Here is an 18,015-nt window from a genome sequence, read left to right as displayed (position 1 = left end):
TGCCGGGGCCGTGGGTCCGGCACACCCGCCCTCAGGTGTGCCGCGGCGGCTCCTGCTCCGGCAGGCGGACGGTGACCTTGCCCGAGGACAGGTCTATCGGTCCCTTGCCGGGATCACTGTCGCCGGTGTCGGTGACCACCAGGGTCAGCCGTCGCTGTTCCTCGTCGGTGTGCTTGCGTCCCGGCGCGAACAACTCCTCCACCAGGTTGAACATCTGGCCTCCTGACGACGCGGACGGCTCCGTACGACGAGTGTAGGCACCAACGAAGCGGAAACGGGCGGCCCCGGCCGCCGCACCTGTCCTGTCTGTACCTGCCCGTACCTGCCCGTACCTGTGCGGGCCCGTTCCCGTTCCTCCCGTCAGCGCACGTCCAGCCGCAGGATCCGGTCGTCACCCTGCTTCGGCTCCCCGCGCCCGTCGGTGTTGCCGGTGACCAGCCACACCCCGCCGTCCTGGGCCGTCACGACCGTACGCAGCCGCCCGTACTCGCCCTGGAGGAACGCCTGCGGCGGCGCCGACGCCTGCCGCCCGGCGAGCGGGATCCGCCACAGCCGTTCGCCGCGCAGCCCCGCCATCCAGACCGAGCCCCCGGCGATCGCGATGCCGCTCGGCGAGGCGTCCGCCGTCTTCCACTGGGCCACCGGGTCCACGAACCGGGCGTCACCCCGGCCCTTGCCCTCGACCTCGGGCCAGCCGTAGTTCCTGCCCGGCTCGATCAGGTTCAGTTCGTCCCAGGTGTTCTGCCCGAACTCGGCGGCCCACAGCCGCCCCTCGCCGTCCCAGGCCAGGCCCTGCACATTGCGGTGTCCGTACGTGTACACCACCGAGTCGGCGTCCGGGTTGCCGTGCACCGGCTCGCCGTCCGGTGTCATGCGCAGGATCTTGCCGCCCAGCGACGTCCGGTCCTGGGCGAGGCCGGTGTCGCCGGTCTCGCCGGTGCCCGCGTACAGCATCTTGTCCGGGCCGAACGCGATCCGGCCGCCGTTGTGGATCTGCCCCTTGGGAATGCCCTTCAGGACCGTGTCGGGGGCGCCCAGTTGACTGCCGGGCTGCTTCTTCGCGTCGTAGTTCAGCCGGGCGATGCGGTTGTCGGACTCGGTGGTGAAGTACGCGTACACCTGAGGGGACCGGCCGAACGACGGCGCCACCGCGATCCCCAGCAGCCCGCCCTCGCCGCCCGGCGCGACCCCCGGCACCGTGCCCAGCTCGGTCTTCCGGCCGCCGTCCGCCGCCACCCGGAAGATCTTCCCGGTGTCGCGCGAGGACACCAGCAGGTCACCTCCGGGCAGCGCGGCCACTCCCCAGGGTGAGGTGAGACCGGTGGTCAGGGTGCTGACGACCTTCACCGAGCCCTTGGCGGGCGGCGCCGGGGCGGACGGGGAGGCCGGGGTGCCGCCCGGGGACGCGGCGCCGGACGGGGCGGCGGACGAAGCGGCGAGCGAGCCGGCCGGACCGGGGGCGCCCCCGGAGGAACACCCCGCCGCCAGCAGCAGCGAGGCAGCGGCCAACACGGAGGTCACGGAGCGTCGTTGCACGGCGAAGTCCTCTCGTCGACGGAACCCGCCTTACGACACCACACCGCACCCCTCAAGTCAGGCCCCCACTCCGGCGCCGCCCGGCCCGGACCGTCACGCGCGCCCCGCCCGGCGCGCGTGGCGGTCAGTCCCACGACCCCCGAGCCGGCGGCAGCGCGGCGATCTCCGCGAGGTCCCGGCGGTCCAGTGTCAGCCCGGCCGCCGCCGCGTTCTCGGCGGCCCAGCGTTCCTTCTTCGTCCCCGGTACGGGCACGACGTGCGGCCCCTGCGCCAGTACCCATGCCAGCGCCACCTGCCCCGGCGTGGCCCCGTGCCGCGCGCCCACCCGGCGCAGCCCGGCCACCACCGGCTGGTTGGCGGCCATCATCTCGGCCGTGAAGCGCGGGTGCCGGGCCCGTATGTCCTCCGGTTCGAAGCCCTGCCCCGGGGTCAGCGTGCCGGTGAGGAAACCGTTGCCCAGCGGCATGGCCGCGAGGAACCCGACGCCGCGCGTGACGCACCACGGCAGCAGCGTCTCCAGTGCCTCCTTCGACCACACCGACAGCTCGGCCTGCACGCTGCTGACCGGGAACACCTGCTGGATGCGTTCCAGTTGCCGCAGCGTCCCGTCGTACAGCCGCGTGCCCCGGCGGCGGCCGGCGCGCGCGCCCACCGCGCACAGCCCCAGCGACCGCACCTTCCCGGCGGCCACCAGTCCCGCCATCGCGCCCCAGGTCTCCTCGATCGGTACCTCGGGATCGGTGCGGTGCAGTTGGTACAGGTCGATGCAGTCGGTCTGCAGGCGGCGCAGCGAGGCGTCGCACGCCCGTCTCACGTAGCCGGGCCGCCCGTTGGCGACGATGTGCTGCTCGCCCACCAGCAGCCCGACCTTGGTCGACACGAAGGCTTCCGCGCGGCGCTCCTTCAGGGCCCGCCCGACCAGCAGTTCATTGGTGAACGGCCCGTACATGTCGGCGGTGTCGAGCAGGGTGCAGCCCTGGTCGAGCGCGGTGTGCACGGTGCGCAGCGAGCTCTCGCCGTTGCGCTGCGACTCGGTGTATCCCCAGCTCATCGGCATACAGCCGAGTCCGATTGCACCCACTTCGAGCGCTGTAGCCCCGATTGTCCTGCGCTCCACGTGGTCGTGCCTCCATCCCCTCGCCCCCGATCAAGGGCCTGACCAAACTAACGTCTGAGCCCGAAGGGCATCGCATAGCCTCTGGCCATGGCATCAGCAGACCCGCGCACCGCCGCGAACGACGTATGGCTCCCGATCCCCGCCGACGACGTCGGCGGACTGCCGGACGGCTTCGACTACGTCCATTGGGACGCCGGACCGGAGTTCCCCGCGGACCCCGCCCGCTGCGCCTTCTACGTGGTCCCGTACATGAAGGATCCGCAGGTGTGCATACGCCCGCTGACGGAGATGACCGGGCTGCGCGCCGTGCAGACCCTGACCGCCGGCATCGAGCACATGCTGCCCGCCCTGCCCCGGCTGCCGCCCGGGACCCATCTGTGCAACGCCCGCGGGCTGCACGACGCCAGTACGGCCGAGCTCGCGCTCACCCTGACGCTCGCCTCGCTGCGCGGCATACCGGAATTCGTCCGGGGCCAGGACGAGGGCCGGTGGCTCAACGGATTCCGGCCCGCCCTCGCCGACAAGACGGTGCTCATCGTGGGGTACGGATCGATCGGCAGTGCGATCGAGGACCGGCTCACGCCCTTCGAGTGTGCGCGGGTGGCGCGCATTGCGCGCACCGCACGTGAGACCGTGCGCGGGCCCGTGCTTCCGCTCGCCGAACTGCCCGCCGAGCTGCCCGGGGCGGACGTCGTGATCATCGCCACGCCGCTCACCGACGCCACCCGCGGTCTGGTCGGGAGCGACTTCCTGGCCCGCATGAAGGACGGCGCGCTGCTGGTGAACGTGGCGCGCGGCGCCGTCGTCAACACGAAGGCACTTCTCGCCGAACTCGAATCGGGGCGGTTGCGGGCGGCCCTGGACGTCACCGATCCGGAACCGCTGCCCGCCGGGCACCCGCTGTGGCACGCTCCCGGCGTGCTCGTCACTCCCCATGTCGGAGGCCCCAGCTCTGCCTTCCTGCCCCGCGCCAAGCGCCTCATCAGGGACCAGCTGACACGTTTCGCCTCCGGTGATCCTCTGTGCAACGTCGTGGCTACGGCCGGGTGAAACCTTCCCGGACCCCTTGCGGGTAGCTCTACGGGGCCGTACGACTGCACTGGGTATCCGCATCCCATGGACAGTCACGCTGCGTAGAGAAGCTATGTCCCTGAGTGACGAAACTGGTGTATCGTCCGAGCGGGGACCGCGCCGGGCAGTGATACGGCGCAGCGCGAAAGACCGGAACCGAGGGGGGCGACGGGCGATGTACGGCCGATGGACGATGCACGGGACAGGCACTCCGCAATCCCCCGGGGGGACACCTCCGGGCCCATGGGCGCGCCGGGCGCCGTGCGCGCACCGGTCGCGACGATGTCGCGCGGCGGGCGGGAGGAGAGGGCGGTGAGCGCCACGGGCGCGGTCCTCACCCGGCCGCCGGTGCAGGCCGGCGGCGCACCGGGCGTGGTCCCGCAGGTCGTGCTCGCGGTCGTCTGCGGCGGTTACGCCGTGGGTGCCGCACTGGGCTGGGGCTCTCCCGAACTCGCGCTCTTCATGGGCGACTTCGGCCTCAGCGTGGCCGCCTTCGCGGCGGCCGTCTCCTGCTTCCTGTACGCCCGCAGGCACCACGGCCGGTTTCGACCCGCCTGGCTGCTGTTCGCCGCCTCCTCCACGATGGCGGGGATCGGCAACGGCGTCTGGGGCTGGTACGAGGTCGTGCTGCGCGAGCCGGTGCCGAGCCCGTCGCTCGCCGACTTCTGCTTCCTGCTCTTCGCGCCACCGGCCATCGTCGGCCTGCTCGTGCTCGCCAAGAGGCCCGTCTCCAAGGCCGGCTGGGTGTGCCTGGGGCTGGACGCCTGGCTGATCGGCGGTTCGCTGCTGACGCTCTCCTGGAGCCTGGCGCTCGCGCACACCGCGCACTTCCAGGGCCAGAGCGTGCCGCAGGGCGCGCTCGCGCTGGCCTACCCGCTGCTGGACATCGTGCTGGTGAGCATGGTGCTCGCCCTGCACTTCAAGCGCTCCTCGGCGCACCGCTCGGCCATCAACACCGCCATCGCGGCACTGGCCCTGACGGTGCTGTGCGACGCGCTGTTCAGCTCGCCGCTGCTGCGCGAGCACTACCGCTCCGGTCAGATCCTGGACGCCGGCTGGTTCGCCGGCTCGATGCTGCTCACGTACGCGCCCTGGGTGGCCCGGCGGCTGCCCGGCGGCGACACCGCGGCCGCCGCTCCCGGGCGCGCCGCACCCCGCACCCCGCCGGCCACGGGCACCTCCGCGGCCGCCGCGGCGGCCACCCGGCCCATCGCGGGTTCGCTGGCCGCGCTCACCCCGTACCTGGCCGCCGCCGTCTGCACGCTGGGCATCCTGTACAACGTCCTGGACGGCCGCCGCATCGACCGCGTGGTGCTCTTCACCGGCTGCACGGTCGTCCTCGCCCTGGTCGTCCGCCAGGGCATCATGCTGCTCGACAACATCACCCTCACGCAGGAACTGGCCCAGAAGGAGAACCACTTCCGGTCGCTGGTGCAGGGCTCCAGCGACGTCATCATGATCGCCGCACCGACCGGGATACTGCGCTATGTCAGCCCCGCCGCCGCGGGGGTCTACGGCCGGGACGCGGAGGAACTGGTCGGCTCCGAGCTGGCCTCCCTCATCCATCCCGAGGACCTGGGGCGCGTGGTGCACGAGGTGCGCAGATTCCTCGCCGCCCGGCCCGAGGACGAGCCGACCACCCGGATCGAGTGCCGCTTCCGCGCGGGCGAACACCGTGCGGGCGGCGAGAAGTGGCTCAACGTCGAGTCCACGGTCAACCGCCACCACGGCGGCCTCATCTTCAACTCCCGTGACGTCACCGAACGCGTCCGCCTCCAGGCCCAGTTGCAGCACAACGCCTCGCACGACGCGCTCACCGACCTGCCCAACCGGGCGCTGTTCACCGAACGGGTCAGCCAGGCGCTGACCGGCCGTCGCGCCACCGATCCGGGCACCGCCGTGCTCTACATCGACCTGGACGGCTTCAAGCAGGTGAACGACACCATCGGGCACCAGGCGGGGGACGAGCTGCTGATCCAGGCCGCCCGCAGACTGGCCGAATCCGTACGGGCCGGGGACACCGCCGCCCGGCTCGGCGGCGACGAGTTCGCCGCGCTGATCATGGGCGACGGCTCCCGCGACCACGCGGCGCGCGAGCACCGCATCCTGGAGGTCGCCGACCGGCTGCGCATCCGGCTCTCCGACCCGTACAAGATCGACGGCAGGGACGTACGGGTCGCCGCCAGCATCGGTGTCGCCTTCGCCGAGCCGGGCATCACCCCCGGCCCCTTGATGCGCAACGCCGACCTGGCGATGTACCGCGCCAAACAGGCCGGCAAGGGCTGCGTCAAGCTGTACGCGCCACAGATGCAGGCCGACGTGGTGCACCGCGCCGAGCTGGCCACCAAGCTGCGCACCGCCCTGCACGACGGCGAGTTCGCGCTGCTGCACCAGCCCGTGGTGGAGCTGGCCGGCGGCCGGATCACGGCGGTCGCCGCCCTGGCCCGCTGGCGCTCCGCCCAGGGCATACTCTTCACCCCCGCCGAGTTCCTGCGGGTCGGCGACCGCGGCCGGCTCAAGGAGGACGGCGACCGCACCGCCGAGCTGGGCCGCTGGCAACTGGAGGAGGCGGTGCAGCAGGCCGCCGGCCGGCACCGGGCGGGCCATCCGGTCCCGGTGGCCGTCCGGATCTCCGCGCACCGGTTGCTCGACCGGGCGCTGCCGCCCAAGAGCATCGAGGCCCTGCTGTCCCGGCACGGCCTGCCGTCCGGCTCGCTGGTCCTGGAGCTGGCCGACACCGATCCGCGGATACCGCTGGAGGAGCTGGAGCGCCGTCTGGTCGCCCTGCGCCGCCTGGGGGTACGGATCGCCCTGGACGGCTTCGGCAGCGGCGCGGCCGCCATCGGAGCGCTGCGGCGGCTGCCCGTCGACGTGCTGCGGCTGGACCGTGACCTGGTCGACGGGGTGGTGGACTCCGCCCGGCTGCACAAGATCACCTCGGGGCTGCTGCGGATCGCCTCCGACCTCGGCATGCAGTCCGTGGCCGACGGCGTCGACCTGCCCGAGCAGATCGTCGCGCTGCGCTCCATGGGCTGTACGCACGGCCAGGGCATGGCCTTCTCCGGGCCGCTGGACGAGCACCGGCTGCGCCACGCGCTGTCCCAGGGCAGCTATCCGGTGCCGGGCCCGGGCAGCGAGGGCCGGGCGGTGGTGCTCAGCGGTACGGGCCTGCCGGTGCGCCACGTCAAGAAGGGGCGCGAACCGGTGTCACCCGGACGGGTGCTGGGCGAACTGCCCAGGCGATTCGGGCCGGGTGAGGGCAGGGACGGGGCGGAGACAGCGCTGGCCAGCCCCCCGCTGCGCCCAAATAGTGAGACCTCCGTCCCACCCACTTGACACTCCCCTGGCAGCAGGGGGAGGGTCAGTTCCATGCGCACCCGAATTCTCGTACTTGGACAGCGCGTCGGCTGAAGCTGGGTCACCCACACCACCCAGCGCTCCGCACCGGCGCGCTCCCCTCGCTTGCCTCACGGCACGAGGGGTTTTTTGTTGCATAACCACCCCCATACCCCACCAAAACCCTCAGCTTCGAGAAGAGACGCAGATGACCGAGCAGGCCACCGGGGCCCACCATCCGCAGCCGCGGGCCCGTCACTCCGGCGGAGCAGCCGCGACCGCCGTCGAGCACGTCACGGGCGCGCAGTCCCTCATCCGTTCGCTCGAAGAGGTCGGGGCCGACACCGTGTTCGGCATTCCGGGGGGCGCCATCCTCCCCGCGTACGACCCGATGATGGACTCCTCGAAGGTCCGCCACGTCCTGGTCCGCCACGAGCAGGGCGCGGGCCACGCCGCCACCGGTTACGCGCAGGCCACCGGCAAGGTCGGCGTCTGCATGGCCACCTCGGGACCCGGTGCCACCAACCTCGTCACCCCCATCGCCGACGCCCACATGGACTCCGTGCCGATGGTCGCGATCACCGGCCAGGTCGCCTCCAAGGCGATCGGCACCGACGCCTTCCAGGAGGCGGACATCTGCGGCATCACGATGCCGATCACCAAGCACAACTTCCTGGTCACCGACGCGGCCGAGATCCCCCGCACCATCGCCGAGGCGTTCCACATCGCCTCCACCGGGCGGCCGGGACCGGTCCTGGTGGACATCGCCAAGGACGCCCTCCAGGCACAGACCACCTTCTCCTGGCCGCCGCACACCGACCTGCCCGGCTACCGCCCGGTCACCAAGCCGCACGCCAAGCAGATCCGCGAGGCCGCCCGGCTGATCACCGAGGCCCGCCGCCCGGTCCTGTACGTCGGCGGCGGCGTGCTGAAGTCCGGCGCCACCGCCGAACTGAAGGTGCTGGCCGAACTGACCGGCGCGCCCGTCACCACCACCCTGATGGCCCTCGGCTCCTTCCCCGACACCCACCCGCAGCACGTCGGCATGCCCGGGATGCACGGCGCGGTCGCCGCCGTCACCGCCCTGCAGAAGTCCGACCTGATCGTCGCGCTCGGTGCCCGCTTCGACGACCGGGTCACCGGCAAGCTGGACTCCTTCGCCCCGTTCGCCAAGGTCGTGCACGCCGACATCGACCCGGCGGAGATCGGCAAGAACCGCGCGGCCGACGTGCCGATCGTCGGCGACGCCCGCGAGGTCATCGCCGACCTGCTCGTGGCCCTCCAGGCGGAGCACGCGGCGGGCCGCGCCGGCGACTACACCGCCTGGTGGAAGGACCTCAATCGCTGGCGCGAGACGTACCCGCTGGGCTACGGCCACCCCGACAACGGCAGCCTGGCCCCGCAGCAGGTCGTCCAGCGCCTGGGCGAGCTGGCCCCGGAGGGAACGATCTACGCGGCGGGCGTCGGCCAGCACCAGATGTGGGCCGCCCACTTCATCGACTACGACACGCCGTCCACGTGGCTGAACTCCGGCGGCGCCGGGACGATGGGGTACGCCGTCCCGGCCGCCATGGGCGCCAAGGCCGGGCGGCCGGACCGTACGGTCTGGGCGATCGACGGCGACGGCTGCTTCCAGATGACCAACCAGGAACTGGTCACCTGCGCGCTGAACAACATCCCGATCAAGGTCGCCATCATCAACAACGGCGCCCTGGGCATGGTCCGCCAGTGGCAGGCCCTCTTCTACAACCAGCGCTACTCCAACACCGTCCTGCACAGCGGTCCCGAGGACTGCCTCGCCACGGCGGAGGTGGCCGGCGGCGGCACCCGTGTCCCGGACTTCGTGAAGCTGGCCGAGGCGATGGGCTGCGTCGCGATGCGCTGCGAGGACCCCGCCGAGCTGGACGCGGTGATCGCCAAGGCGAACGCGATCAACGACCGCCCGGTGGTGGTGGACTTCATCGTCCACGAGGACGCCCAGGTCTGGCCGATGGTCGCGGCCGGCACCTCCAACGACGAGGTCATGGCCGCCCGCGGGGTGCGCCCCGACTTCGGCGACAACGAAGACGACTGAGACGCCGGGACGCGAGACACGCGGATAGAAGAGAGAAGACCGACCATGTCCAAGCACACGCTCTCCGTCCTGGTGGAGAACACCCCCGGCATCCTGGCCCGGATCGCCGCCCTGTTCTCCCGCCGCGGATTCAACATCGACTCGCTCGCCGTGGGCGTCACCGAGCACCCCGACATCTCCCGCATCACCATCGTCGTGAGCGTCGAGTCGCTCCCGCTGGAGCAGGTCACCAAGCAGCTCAACAAGCTCGTCAACGTGCTGAAGATCGTCGAGCTGGAGCCCGGCTCCGCGGTCCAGCGCGAACTGGTGCTGGCCAAGGTGCGCGCCGACAACGAGACCCGCTCGCAGATCGTGGAGATCGTCCAGCTCTTCCGCGCCAAGACCGTCGACGTCTCCCCGGACGCGGTGACCATCGAGGCGACCGGCAGCAGCGACAAGCTCGAAGCGATGCTCAAGATGCTGGAGCCGTTCGGCATCAAGGAGTTGGTGCAGTCCGGCACCATCGCCATAGGGCGCGGCGCCCGCTCCATCACGGACCGCTCGCTGCGGGCCCTGGAGCGCTCCGCCTGACGTGCCCGGGCCCGCCCGGACCGTCGCGCCCGGGCCCGCCCGGACCGTATCGCGAGACCCCCGAACCTTTCCTCACGAGCCCGACGTAGTGTGTCGGGCAACCAGCTAGATCCAAGGAGATACCCGAAGTGGCCGAGCTGTTCTACGACGACAACGCCGACCTGTCCATCATCCAGGGCCGCAAGGTCGCGGTTCTCGGCTACGGCAGCCAGGGCCACGCCCACGCCCTCTCCCTGCGCGACTCGGGCGTCGACGTCCGAGTGGGTCTGCACGAGGGCTCGAAGTCGAAGTCCAAGGCCGAGGAGCAGGGGCTGCGCGTGGTCAGCCCGGCCGAGGCGGCGGCGGAGGCCGACGTCATCATGATCCTGGTGCCGGACCCGATCCAGGCGAAGGTCTACGAGGAGTCCGTCAAGGACAACCTGAAGGACGGCGACGCGCTGTTCTTCGGCCACGGCCTGAACATCCGCTACGGCTTCATCAAGCCGCCGGAGAACGTCGACGTGTGCATGGTCGCCCCCAAGGGCCCGGGCCACCTGGTGCGCCGCCAGTACGAGGAGGGCCGCGGCGTGCCGTGCATCGCGGCCGTCGAGCAGGACGCCTCCGGCAACGCCTTCGCGCTGGCCCTGTCGTACGCCAAGGCCATCGGCGGCACCCGCGCCGGCGTCATCAAGACCACCTTCACCGAGGAGACCGAGACCGACCTCTTCGGTGAGCAGGCGGTGCTCTGCGGCGGTGCCTCGGCGCTGGTCAAGGCGGGTTTCGAGACCCTGGTCGAGGCCGGCTACCAGCCGGAGATCGCCTACTTCGAGTGCCTGCACGAGCTGAAGCTGATCGTGGACCTCATGTACGAGGGCGGCCTGGAGAAGATGCGCTGGTCGGTCTCCGAGACCGCCGAGTGGGGCGACTACATCACCGGTCCGCGGATCGTCAACGACGCCACCAAGGCCGAGATGAAGAAGGTGCTCGCCGAGATCCAGGACGGCACCTTCGCCAACAACTGGATGGCGGAGTACAACGCCGGCCTGCCCAAGTACAACGAGTACAAGAAGGCCGACGAGGACCACCTGCTGGAGACCACCGGCAAGAAGCTCCGCAAGCTGATGAGCTGGGTCGACGACGAGCAGTGAGCCGTACGGCACGGGGCCGTGGCAGCCGCCGCGGCCCCGTTCGCCATGACCGGTGCCCGGCCCCCGCCACCGTGTTGTCCACCGCGTCGCACCACTACCGGGTGATCCTTCCGAAACGGCGGATGAACGGCCGGGGGCCAGCACTACACTGCACACCACAAGCGCGTCAGGCTCACAGCGTCGTGCGTCTTCCACGCGGCTGCCCCCTTCACCGCCTTCGGCCGTCGGGACGGCCGTTCTCCCCCGTAGCCATCAGGGGCACGGGTGGGGCTCCCAGGACTAGTGAGGACTGAAGACCACGTGAGCTCGAAACCTGTCGTACTGATCGCCGAGGAACTGTCGCCCGCCACCGTCGACGCCCTCGGTCCGGACTTCGAGATCCGGCACTGCAACGGCGCCGACCGCGCCGAGCTGCTGCCCGCCATCGCCGATGTCGACGCGATCCTCGTGCGCAGCGCGACCAAGGTCGACGCCGAGGCCATCGCCGCGGCCCGCAAGCTCAAGGTCGTCGCCCGGGCCGGTGTCGGCCTGGACAACGTCGACGTCGCCGCCGCCACCAAGGCCGGCGTGATGGTCGTCAACGCGCCGACCTCCAACATCGTCACCGCCGCCGAGCTGGCCTGCGGCCTGCTGCTCGCCACCGCCCGCAACATCCCGCAGGCGAACACCGCGCTGAAGAACGGCGAGTGGAAGCGCAGCAAGTACACCGGTGTCGAGCTGTCCGAGAAGGTCCTCGGCGTGGTCGGCCTCGGCCGGATCGGCGTGCTGGTCGCGCAGCGGATGTCGGCCTTCGGCATGAAGATCGTCGCGTACGACCCGTACGTGCAGCCGGCCCGTGCCGCGCAGATGGGCGTCAAGCTGGTCACCCTCGACGAGCTGCTGGAGGTCGCGGACTTCATCACCGTCCACCTCCCCAAGACCCCCGAGACCCTCGGCCTGATCGGTGACGAGGCGCTGCACAAGGTCAAGCCGACGGTGCGCGTCGTCAACGCCGCGCGCGGCGGCATCGTGGACGAGACCGCGCTGGCCAGCGCCCTCAAGGAGGGCCGGGTGGCCGGCGCGGGCCTGGACGTCTACGCCAGCGAGCCCTGTACCGACTCCCCGCTGTTCGAGTTCGACCAGGTTGTCGCCACCCCGCACCTCGGCGCCTCGACGGGCGAGGCGCAGGAGAAGGCGGGCATCGCGGTCGCCAAGTCGGTGCGCCTGGCGCTGGCGGGCGAGCTGGTGCCGGACGCGGTCAACGTCCAGGGCGGCGTGATCGCCGAGGACGTCAAGCCGGGGCTGCCGCTGGCCGAGCGGCTGGGCCGGATCTTCACCGCGCTGGCGGGTGAGGTGGCGGTCCGCCTGGACGTCGAGGTGTACGGCGAGATCACCCAGCACGACGTCAAGGTACTGGAACTGTCCGCGCTCAAGGGCGTGTTCGAGGACGTGGTGGCCGAGACCGTCTCGTACGTCAACGCCCCGCTGTTCGCCCAGGAGCGTGGCGTCGAGGTGCGGCTGACCACCAGCAGCGAGTCGGCCGAGCACCGCAACGTGGTCACGGTGCGCGGCACCCTGTCCGGCGGCGACGAGATCTCCATCTCCGGCACCCTGGCGGGCAACAAGAACCAGCAGAAGATCGTCGCGGTCGGTGAGCACTCCATCGACCTCGCGCTCGCCGACCACATGGCCTTCCTGCGCTACGGCGACCGCCCCGGCGTCGTCGGCACGCTCGGCCGGATCCTCGGCGAGGCGGGCATCAACATCGCCGGCATGCAGGTCTCGCGGGCCGACGCGGGCGGCGAGGCGCTGGTCGCGCTGACCGTCGACGACACGATCCCGGCGCCGGTGCTCGCCGAGATCGCCGACGAGATCGGCGCCACCTCGGCGCGCGCGGTCAACCTCGCGGACTGAGCCGAGGCCGTACGGCCGTACCCGTTCGACTCCGGGCCCGGGCCCCCGCTGCGGCGGGAGCACGGGCCCGCTGTCGTGCGGCACCCGCGCCGGCGGGTGAACGTCGCCCCATCACCCGTTCGGCCTAGTGCGGACCGAAGCCGGACGCCCCGCAAACTCGCCGTCGAGCCGGTGTTCCGGGGGTTTTCCGACTCGCTGCGCGCTGCGGGGCGGCGCGCAATGGGAACTGCACGTGCCCCCTGCCGGCGCGTGCGGAAGGAGAGCGACGCCATGAACGCACCCCTGGGTGAGAACCCTCAGGATCTGACCGGTATGAACGTGGTCGACGCGGAGGGCACCAAGGTGGGCTCGGTCCAGCAGATCTACCGGGACGACGCCACCGACGCGCCCGAGTGGATCACCGTGCGCACCGGCCTGTTCGGCATGAAGGAGACCTTCGTACCGCTCGCCGGAGGCCGGCGGGTGGGCGACGAACTGCAGGTCCCGTACACCAAGGAGCAGATCAAGGACGCCCCGCGGATCGACGCGGACGGGCATCTGGAACCGGCCGAGGAGGAACGGCTGTACCGGCACTACGGGATGTCCCGGCCGGGCACCGCACCGACCGGCACGGTCCCTGGGCGGACCACGACCGGCGGAGCCGGGATGGGCACCGCCGGTGCCGCCGGCGCGGCCGGAATGCGCAGGCCCGAGGAGCGCCGCCGGGAGCGGACCGAGTCCGCGCCGCTGGCCGGCGCGGGCGCCGGGGCCGGGGCGATGGCCATGTCCCGCGGCCGGGACGACGCCGCGCGGTCCAAGGAGCAGAACCCGGAGATGCTCATCTCCGAGGAACACGTCGAGATCGGCACCGAGGCGCACGAGAGTGGCCACGCCCGGCTGCGCAAGCATGTGACGACCGGCGAGGTGCACCGCTCCGTACCCGTCAGCCACGACGAGGCGCGCATCCGGCGCGAGAAGATCAGCGAAGAGGACCGCCGCAAGGCGCGGGGCCGGCAGCCCGAGCTGGGCGACGGTGAGCTGGACGTCACGCTCTACGAGGAGCAGGTCGTCGTCCGCAAGGAGAACGTGCCGGTCGAGCGGATCCGGCTGGAGACCGAGCGGGTCACCGAGCAGCAGGAGGTCAACACCGAGGTCCACCGGGAAGAGGTGGAGTTCGACGACGGCAAGGGCACCGGCCGGCGCGACCGGCGCGGCCGTGGCCAGGGGCCCGAGCGGGGCCGCGGCGGTCCGGACACCGAGCGGGGCCGGTAGACAGCCGGCACCCTGGGCGCCGCCGCTTCCGGCAGTCCGCCGCTCCACGGGCCCGGCCCGCCGCACGCACAGCGCGGCGGGCCGGGCTCCGTACCGCGGTCGGCGGGCCCGGCCCTGTACCGCGATCGGCGGGCCGGGCTCAGCTCGTACGCCGGTCCGGTGCACCCCGTCCGGTACCGCTGCCCGCCGGGCATAGGCTGACCGCATGGGACACCGTGAAGACCTGCTGGAAGGGGCCAAGCGCTGCCTCCTGGAAAAGGGGTACGCGCGCACCACCGCCCGCGACATCGTGGCCGCCTCCGGCACCAACCTGGCGTCCATCGGCTACCACTACGGCTCCAAGGACGTCCTGATGCGCCAGGCGCTGGTGGAATCCGTCGAGGCGTGGGGCGCCGGGCTCGCCGGTACGGAGGAGGCCGGCCCGGAGCCGGCCGGTGATCCCGTGGAGCGCTTCGCGGCCGGCTGGGACCGCATCCTGCGGAGCTTCCTGGAACAGCGCGACTTCGTGGCCTCCCAGGTCGAGGTGCTCGGCCTGCTGCCCCGCGACCCCGAACTGCGCGCGGCCCTGGCCACGGTCCTTCCGGAGGGCGGCGAAGGGCTGGTCGCGGTCTTCGAGAACGTACCGGACACCGAGGTGGACGCGGAGTCGGCGCGCGTCGTCGGCTCCTTCTACCAGGCGCTGCTCACCGGTCTGATGGTGCAGTCCCTGGTCTCCCCTGCGGCGCTGCCCTCGGGCGGCGACCTCGTGGAAGCGATGCGGCGGGTGCTCTCCGGAACGGTGCTCCCCGCGACGGCGCACGGACCGGGAGAGGTGCCCACGGGCGGCGGAACGGCCGCCTCCTGACGTACCCGGGCCGCCCGCCGACCTGCTCGCCGCGCCCTGGCTGTCCGCCCCTCGACCGTACCGGGGCCGCCCGAGGGCCCGGCCGTCGGCCGCCCGCACCGGTCAACCGGCCGAGAGCCTTCGGTATTTGACCGTCCAGCACTTGTCCGGTCGCGCCGCCGCGCTCTACGCTCGCCGTACGGGACCAGGCAGCAAGCTGCCGCCGGACCCGGATCTCCCAGACCCAGAGGTCGCCGCGCAGTCCGCACCCGAGACCGGCCGGAGATCCGCGCCACGCAGCGAACACGCGTCTCCGGCCCCGCCCTTCCCGGCCGTCTTCAGCCAGGGGTCCTCCCGCGCGCCCCGGCCCGCCAGGGAGGGCGGACAGTGCCAGGTGAGGGGGAAGAGGAGCCCCGTCGCCCGGCAGCCGGTCGCCGCCGGTTCCGGTTCTTCTCCCGGCGGCGGCCGCATCTCTCGTGGGTGCGTCGTGCACGTCGTGCCCGTCGTGCTCGCGACGGGTACCGGCCGCAGAGTTTCATCGTCCGTCCGGACCCACCGTCTGTCCAGTGCTCAACAAAAGCCTGTTCGCGGACGCCCGGGAACCGCGCCGTCCGGCCCCGAAGGTGCCGGGCGCCTCACAGCCGTGCCGTCTTCAGCGCCATGTGGAGCAGCAGCCGGTCGCCGCCCTCGTCCAGGTCGAGTCCGGTCAGCTTCTCGACGCGGCCGAGCCGGTAGTACAGCGTCTGCCGGTGGATGCCGAGCGCCTGGGCGGCGCGGCCCGCCTGGCCCGCGCAGTCGAGGAACACCTCGGCGGTACGGGCGAGTTCACTGTGCGCGGGGGTCAGCAGCGGACGTACCGGCGGGTCCGGTTCGACCGACGGCAGCCCCGTCAGCAGACGGTACGCGCCGATGGCGTCCCACTCGGCCACCGGGCCCAGCCGGGGTTCGGCGCGCGCGGCCCGTGCCGCCGCCAGCGCCTCGTGCCAGGCGGTGGGCAGGCCGGCCAAGTCCCGTACGGGCGTGCCGAGTCCGGCGGCGCCGGGCAGCGTACGGGCGTCCGCCCCGGCCGGTGCCAGGCCCCCGCCCGCGCGCGGCGAGCGCAGCAGGTGCTCGGCCACCGTATGGGCCGCGGCGAGGGCCGACGGCGAACGCAGCCGTACGAGAGCCGCCAGCGACGGGGCGTCGGCGGTCGCCCGCGACGGCGGAACGGGAGCGGAGCGCCGCCCTCCGGGAGGGGCCGACGCGCCACTCGGGGATGCCGGGCCCGGCGCCTCTTCGGCCGCCCCGTTCGCGGCGGGCAGTACGCAGGCGGCCAGCAGCCCCGGCAGATTCGGCAGCGGTGCGTGATCGGCGTCCGGCACGTCCCACGGCGTCACCGCGACCACCAGCAGCGGCGCGTCCGCCGCGGACCGCAGCCCGTCGCGCAGCGCGGCCGCCGCGGCGGTGCGCTCCGTGGGCCGCGAGACCAGCAGCGCGCGCAGCAGGTCGCCCAGTTCGGCGCCCGCGCGGGCCTCCGCCGCCAGCAGCGCGCCGATGCCGGAGGCCGACTCCATCGCCTGCTCGATCCGGGGGTCGGGCGGCGCGCCGCCACCGCCCAGCTCCAGGTCGGTCAGGTGGCCGTCGTCCAGCAGCCAGACGTATCCCTGCACGATGCCGCGATGGCGTACGGGCAGGCAGATCCGGCCCTTGAAGACCCCGGCCGCCGGATCGGGCGGGATGCGCAGCGCGGTCTTCGCGCGGGCGATGCCGAACGCCTCGAACCAGGCCCGTACCGCCGCCGTCGAGCGGCGCTGGAGGATCGAGCGGGTCCGTACGGGGTCCATGACCAGATCGTCGTCGCCCTCGTGCGCGCCGAAGGCGATCAGGCCGAAATCGCGGTCCTCCAGGGTTGCCGGGGCGCCGAGAGCGGCCGAGATCTCGTCCACGAGCTGCTGGTAATCGCCCCGCATGTGCCGCGTGGCTCCTTTCCGGTCCGCGCTCCCGAGCCGTACGGCCGTCGCTGTCCCTGCGGTCACCGGGGAAGGTGGGCCCTCCGGTGCCGTTGTGGTCCCCCTCCATTGTCATACATCTGTCTGAGATCCCGGCCACGAAGGCCAGACAGCTGTCGATGGCCGCGAACTGGCGAGATCCTTAAGTTTCAGGTGGCTCATCTCGCCGTCGCGCCCGCCTGCCAGGCGCCCGCCCGGCTTGTCATCTTGAATCGTGGAGGTGCCCCGTGCTGGGTCCCGTGCTTCTCGCAGCAGCCCGCAGCGACAGCATCCGCCGAGTCGTCTCGGCGGCCCCGGTCACCCGTCCGGTCGTCGACCGGTTCGTGGCCGGTGAGCGGCTGGACGCGTCGATGGCCGCCGTGCGGTCCCTGGCGGACCGCGGGATGGAGGTCACCCTCGACCACCTCGGTGAGGACATCACCGACCCGGCCGAGGCGCTGCGCAACCGCGACGCCTACCTCCAGTTGACCGCCGCCCTGAAGGACCTGGGTCTGGGCGGGCGCGCCGAGATGTCGGTCAAGCTCTCCGCCTTCGGCCAGGCGCTGCCCGGCGGCCACGAGCTGGCCCTGAAGAACGTCACGCCGGTCGTCGAGGCCGCCGCCGAGGCCGGTACGACGGTCACCCTGGACATGGAGGACCACACCACGGTCGACTCCACCCTGGCGATACTCGGCGAGCTGCGCGCCCGCTTCCCGCAGACCGGCGCGGTGCTCCAGTCCTACCTGTTCCGCACCGAGGACGACTGCCGCGCGCTGGCCGGGGAAGGATCTCGCGTGCGCCTGGTCAAGGGCGCCTACAAGGAACCCGCGACGGTCGCGTTCCAGGACAAGCGGGAGGTCGACAAGGCGTACGTACGCTGCCTGAAGATCCTCATGGCCGGCGAGGGCTACCCGATGATCGGGTCGCACGACCCGCGCATGGTGGCGATCGGCCAGGAACTGGGCCGCCGCTTCGGCCGCAAGCCCGCCGAGTACGAGTTCCAGATGCTGTACGGCATCCGCGAGGCCGAGCAGGAGCGCCTGGTCACCGAGGGTCACCGGATGCGCGTCTACATCCCGTACGGCACGGACTGGTACGGCTATTTCATGCGGCGCCTCGCCGAGCGCCCCGCCAACCTCGCGTTCTTCCTGCGCTCGCTCGTCACCAAGGGCTGAGCCAGGCGCCCGGCCCCACGGCCGGACCGCAGCCGGGCCGCCCCCGTGGCCCGGCGCCCCACAACTTGACGCACC

At 72.2% G+C, this 18,015-nt stretch carries 13 protein-coding genes; 9 read left to right on the top strand and 4 right to left on the bottom strand.

Annotation, left to right across the window (positions count from 1 at the left end):
* Positions 1 to 31: 31 nt before the first annotated feature.
* The 3 genes from AB0A97_RS07600 to AB0A97_RS07590 all read right to left on the bottom strand — a co-directional run bounded on the left by AB0A97_RS07600 (position 32) and on the right by AB0A97_RS07590 (position 2,653).
* Complete coding sequence (locus tag AB0A97_RS07600) at positions 32 to 214, bottom strand: DUF6191 domain-containing protein (RefSeq protein ID WP_361145912.1); 183 nt, start codon at positions 212 to 214, stop codon at positions 32 to 34.
* A 146-nt stretch (positions 215 to 360) separates the two neighbouring features.
* Positions 361 to 1,536 carry a PQQ-dependent sugar dehydrogenase gene (locus tag AB0A97_RS07595; protein ID WP_361145909.1) on the bottom strand — a complete coding sequence of 392 codons (1,176 nt, stop codon included), beginning with the start codon at positions 1,534 to 1,536 and terminating at the stop codon, positions 361 to 363.
* Positions 1,537 to 1,660: 124 nt separating this feature from the next.
* The gene (locus AB0A97_RS07590) at positions 1,661 to 2,653 is read right to left on the bottom strand and encodes an aldo/keto reductase (protein WP_032927076.1); all 993 of its coding nucleotides are present in this window, start codon (positions 2,651 to 2,653) and stop codon (positions 1,661 to 1,663) included.
* An 87-nt stretch (positions 2,654 to 2,740) separates the two neighbouring features.
* Here AB0A97_RS07590 and AB0A97_RS07585 point away from each other — a divergent pair, with 87 nt between their 5' ends.
* From AB0A97_RS07585 to AB0A97_RS07550, 8 genes are all read left to right on the top strand, one after another.
* A complete protein-coding gene (locus tag AB0A97_RS07585) occupies positions 2,741 to 3,703 on the top strand; it encodes a 2-hydroxyacid dehydrogenase (RefSeq protein ID WP_361145905.1) in 963 nt (320 codons plus the stop codon).
* Positions 3,704 to 4,036: 333 nt separating this feature from the next.
* On the top strand, positions 4,037 to 7,060 hold the full coding sequence (locus tag AB0A97_RS07580; RefSeq protein WP_361145902.1) for an EAL domain-containing protein: 3,024 nt from the start codon (positions 4,037 to 4,039) through the stop codon (positions 7,058 to 7,060).
* 208 nt (positions 7,061 to 7,268) lie between these two features.
* Complete coding sequence (locus tag AB0A97_RS07575) at positions 7,269 to 9,134, top strand: acetolactate synthase large subunit (RefSeq protein ID WP_361145899.1); 1,866 nt, start codon at positions 7,269 to 7,271, stop codon at positions 9,132 to 9,134.
* Positions 9,135 to 9,179: 45 nt separating this feature from the next.
* A complete protein-coding gene (gene ilvN / locus AB0A97_RS07570; RefSeq protein WP_361145897.1) occupies positions 9,180 to 9,704 on the top strand; it encodes an acetolactate synthase small subunit in 525 nt (174 codons plus the stop codon).
* A 128-nt stretch (positions 9,705 to 9,832) separates the two neighbouring features.
* A complete protein-coding gene (gene ilvC / locus AB0A97_RS07565) occupies positions 9,833 to 10,831 on the top strand; it encodes a ketol-acid reductoisomerase (RefSeq protein WP_125044817.1) in 999 nt (332 codons plus the stop codon).
* A 300-nt stretch (positions 10,832 to 11,131) separates the two neighbouring features.
* The gene (gene serA / locus AB0A97_RS07560) at positions 11,132 to 12,724 is read left to right on the top strand and encodes a phosphoglycerate dehydrogenase (protein WP_361145893.1); all 1,593 of its coding nucleotides are present in this window, start codon (positions 11,132 to 11,134) and stop codon (positions 12,722 to 12,724) included.
* A 270-nt stretch (positions 12,725 to 12,994) separates the two neighbouring features.
* Complete coding sequence (locus AB0A97_RS07555; RefSeq protein ID WP_361145890.1) at positions 12,995 to 13,975, top strand: PRC and DUF2382 domain-containing protein; 981 nt, start codon at positions 12,995 to 12,997, stop codon at positions 13,973 to 13,975.
* Between the two features lie 205 nt (positions 13,976 to 14,180).
* Positions 14,181 to 14,819, top strand: coding sequence for a TetR/AcrR family transcriptional regulator (locus AB0A97_RS07550; protein WP_361145887.1), 639 nt, complete (start codon positions 14,181 to 14,183; stop codon positions 14,817 to 14,819).
* A 614-nt stretch (positions 14,820 to 15,433) separates the two neighbouring features.
* Here AB0A97_RS07550 and AB0A97_RS07545 read toward each other — a convergent pair.
* Positions 15,434 to 16,747, bottom strand: coding sequence for a helix-turn-helix domain-containing protein (locus AB0A97_RS07545; protein ID WP_361145884.1), 1,314 nt, complete (start codon positions 16,745 to 16,747; stop codon positions 15,434 to 15,436).
* Between the two features lie 266 nt (positions 16,748 to 17,013).
* Here AB0A97_RS07545 and AB0A97_RS07540 point away from each other — a divergent pair, with 266 nt between their 5' ends.
* On the top strand, positions 17,014 to 17,940 hold the full coding sequence (locus tag AB0A97_RS07540; protein ID WP_361145881.1) for a proline dehydrogenase family protein: 927 nt from the start codon (positions 17,014 to 17,016) through the stop codon (positions 17,938 to 17,940).
* Positions 17,941 to 18,015 lie beyond the last annotated feature (75 nt).

Origin of the sequence: Streptomyces sp. NPDC045470 (assembly GCF_040646595.1) — a bacterium.
GTDB lineage: Bacteria > Actinomycetota > Actinomycetes > Streptomycetales > Streptomycetaceae > Streptomyces.
Note: the sequence above shows the minus strand (reverse complement) of the source record. Positions and strands in the feature narration are given on the sequence as shown.